Source organism: Dolichospermum sp. LEGE 00246, assembly GCF_015207865.1.
Taxonomy (GTDB): Bacteria; Cyanobacteriota; Cyanobacteriia; order Cyanobacteriales; family Nostocaceae; genus Dolichospermum; species Dolichospermum heterosporum.
On the sequence record NZ_JADEWA010000540.1, the window covers coordinates 1 to 3,267 of the forward strand.

At 35.5% G+C, this 3,267-nt stretch carries 3 protein-coding genes; 2 read left to right on the forward strand and 1 reads right to left on the reverse strand.

The genetic code is table 11. The annotated features are described in order from the left end of the window. The first annotated feature begins 85 nt into the window (after window positions 1–85). Window positions 86–736, forward strand: coding sequence for an LON peptidase substrate-binding domain-containing protein (locus IQ228_RS23635; protein WP_193964644.1), 651 nt, complete (start codon window positions 86–88; stop codon window positions 734–736). Between the two features lie 12 nt (window positions 737–748). Here the strand turns inward: IQ228_RS23635 and IQ228_RS23640 are convergent, their stop codons facing one another. Further along, window positions 749–1,312, reverse strand: coding sequence for a WD40 repeat domain-containing protein (locus IQ228_RS23640; RefSeq protein WP_193964646.1), 564 nt, complete (start codon window positions 1,310–1,312; stop codon window positions 749–751). Window positions 1,313–1,691: 379 nt separating this feature from the next. Between IQ228_RS23640 and IQ228_RS23645 the strand changes: the two genes are divergently transcribed. Continuing rightward, the gene (locus IQ228_RS23645) at window positions 1,692–2,726 is read left to right on the forward strand and encodes a helix-turn-helix transcriptional regulator (RefSeq protein ID WP_027402053.1); all 1,035 of its coding nucleotides are present in this window, start codon (window positions 1,692–1,694) and stop codon (window positions 2,724–2,726) included. The last annotated feature ends 541 nt before the right edge of the window (window positions 2,727–3,267 follow it).

The window sequence follows — 3,267 nt, forward strand, 5'->3', positions numbered from 1 at the left end:
TTCTTAATGATAAAATATAAACAAAGTGCGGGTAAATTAGAGAAAAATATAATACTTTAAGAATACAATTTATACTCAAATAACCATGACATCTTCCTCTAAAATTGCAGTGCGTGAACTACCTCTATTCCCATTACCCGAAGTGGTTCTATTTCCGACTAGACCATTACCTCTACATATCTTTGAATTTCGCTACAGAATCATGATGAATACGATTTTGGAGAGCGATCGCCGATTCGGCGTATTGATGATTGATCCCACCAAAGGGACAATTGCTAATGTTGGTTGTTGTGCGGAAATTCTTCATTATCAACGGCTACCTGATGACAGAATCAAGCTATTAGCTTTAGGACAACAAAGATTTCGGGTGTTAGAATATGTCCGCGAAAAGCCCTATCGCGTCGGTTTGGTAGAATGGATTGAAGATCAACCACCAGCTAAGGATTTACGTCCTTTAGCTTCAGATGTAGAACAACTATTGCGGGATGTAGTTCGTCTTTCTGCCAAGTTAACAGAACAAGAGATTGAACTACCAAATGATTTACCAGATTTACCCACAGAACTATCTTATTGGATAGCTAGTAATCTCTATGGTGTCGCTCCCGAACAGCAAGCATTATTAGAAATACAGGATACAGTTGCTCGTTTAGAACGAGAAGCGGAAATTCTCACTTCTACTCGCAATCATTTAGCAGCGCGTTCTGTGCTTAAAGATACGTTTAATGAGATGGGATAAACTTGCCAAACTTTAAACTTTCAGCGTTTGTACACAGCATCCAGTTTCCAGATTCCACAACTTGATTGTGTTATCTTCACTTGCTGTGGCTAAGATTTGATCTATGGGATGAAAAGCCACACTCCACACACAAGCATCATGTCCTTCTAGAGTTTGCACACATTTTCCTGTAGCTAGATGCCATACTTTAACTATATGGTCATTATTAGCACTTGCAATAAATTGAGCGTCAGGACTAAAAGCCATCGCTTTTAAAATGCCAATTTGTTTATTAAAGTGTTCATTGCCATTGCGGATATTTTGTTCCTGTAGAGTTCGCTGCAAGACTTTGTGCAGGTTGCTTTTGGTGACTTTTTCTCCTAAAGCTTGGGAGAGCGATCGCCAGAGTTTTGAGCCAACGTCTTTAATGTAACCAAGATCGTAATCGGAGTCTATAGCCATGTCTAAGTACGTCTGTCCAGTCCAAGATTGACGGAATACAATCTCTTGAACTGTTGTTAAGTGTCCTCGTTTTAATAACTTCTCGACCAGTACAATCGCTTCACTAGCCGTAATCATCGCTTCTTCAAGGTTCATTTACTCTTTTAGCAAAGTTAGTATTACAAGGATAAGTTGATTGCTTTATTGTACGGAGTGCGTGATTTAACTCAGTTAATTGCAATTCTAGTTTTGTGACATATTATATTTATTCACAATTGTGATATAAATGCTTGTTTTTGTCAACGCATCAAAGTAAATTTTCTGTACAAGTACAATTGTACTACAGCAAAAAACAACGAATTTATTGTTCATATTTGGTTGAATTAGCAAAAAATCAACATTCTTACTCAAGAAAGATACGTAAAATCTTATGTGATTTCCCTCAGCTTTAGGAACAGATGGAAGTTAGCAATAAGTTAAAAAATAGTCACATTTGTGATAGAATACTGGTATAATGAACTAATATAATGACAAGATGAACCAACAACAGTTTGAACTCATATTTGAAAAACTGACAACCCGGCTGAAGGAAGTCTTGCAAAGGATACTCGCAGGAGAAACAGATGCAGATATAGCAGCAGCTATGGAAATTGGAGAACCTACAGTCAGAAAACATATTGAAAGAATATGTGAAAAATTTGGATTGAGTAATGAAAATTCTGATATTCGTCGCCATAAACGCTCAGAGTTAGTGACATTAGTTGCTAAATATAAGCCTGATTTACTAACTGAATGCCAGCTTAAATTTACAGATAAAATAGCAGAAATAACAGATGAAGATGACAATAATATCTGTGAATTTGTCTTACAATTAATATCAGTTAATCAACCTATAAATGAAGAATTCAAGAAATTTATCCTGCGTTTTAATTGCAATGAGCAGGAGAAAAAACAAATTGCTAAAGCTCTGAATAAAATCGGATATCAACACTATTCAAACAGCGATCTTAACACGGCTTTATCCTATTTAAAATTAGCAATTGAATTTAAACCTGATTTCGCATCTGCTCATTACAATTTGGGCGCAACCTACGAAAAAATAGATCATTGGACTCCAGCTTGCAAACATTATAAAATCGCTATACAATATCAAAATCGGGCTGGAGAAGCGGCAATTAATAATTTAGCTCGATTGGAAATTTTACAAGGAAATAGTGCTGCTGCTGTGGAAATGATTTCGCCAATTTTATCAAAGGTTAAAGATAATACAGTCAAAGCTGCATTACATAAAAACCTTGGTTGGGCTTATTTTCAGCAAACTTTTTATGAACTAGCAAAACAGCATTTATTCATATCTTTAGAATTGGAAAATGATTATCCTCCAGCCTATTGCTTATTAGCACAAGTCCAAGCAGCATTAGGAGATAAAGAAAATTCTCTAATATTCTGGAGAAAATTCCTGGAATCTTATTCCCAAGAGCAAGAATTAAAAAGTGTTCAATGGCATTTACCAGAACTAGAAATTTGGAAACTTGATGCTATGAGAAATATCATGGAAACAGCGATATAAATAGGAAAATCGCTGTAATTTTTTTGATGTAATATCAATTGGGTGGAACGATTGGATCATCATCCTCATCGTCACCATTAATACTGTTTCCCATCATTGATAATGTAAATATCATGGCTCGTTTCTCCATTAAGATTAATTGATGAATAAATCAAGAAGAAGCGAGGGTACCCATTTCGCTATTTAAGTTTCTTGTTTCATATCTTTTGATTTGATGTTTTTATTATGCGTGGATTTGGAGAAAATTCAAACACTAAAAAATAGGGAATATTTCTGCAAGTTCAGGAGCAATTTACAGTAAAATAAGTAGTAAAAAATAAGTGGAATTTATATTTATTAGTTAAAAAGTAGGGAAAAGTAAGGTAGAACAATCAGATCCCCCTAAATCCCCCTTAAAAAGGGGGATTTTGATGTATTTATTCCCCTCTTAATAAGCTACGGTGTACACACAAGTTAAATTACCCCCCTTAATCTCCCCCTTGGAAATGGGGGAAACCGGAAAAATTAGTTCCCTCCCCAACACATCGGGGAGGGTTAGGGT

Coding starts and splice junctions, on each gene's coding strand:
- IQ228_RS23635 (WP_193964644.1), top strand. CDS start 86: ATGACATCTTCCTCTAAAATTGCAGTGCGTGAACTACCTCTATTCCCA.
- IQ228_RS23640 (WP_193964646.1), bottom strand. CDS start 1,312: ATGAACCTTGAAGAAGCGATGATTACGGCTAGTGAAGCGATTGTACTG.
- IQ228_RS23645 (WP_027402053.1), top strand. CDS start 1,692: ATGAACCAACAACAGTTTGAACTCATATTTGAAAAACTGACAACCCGG.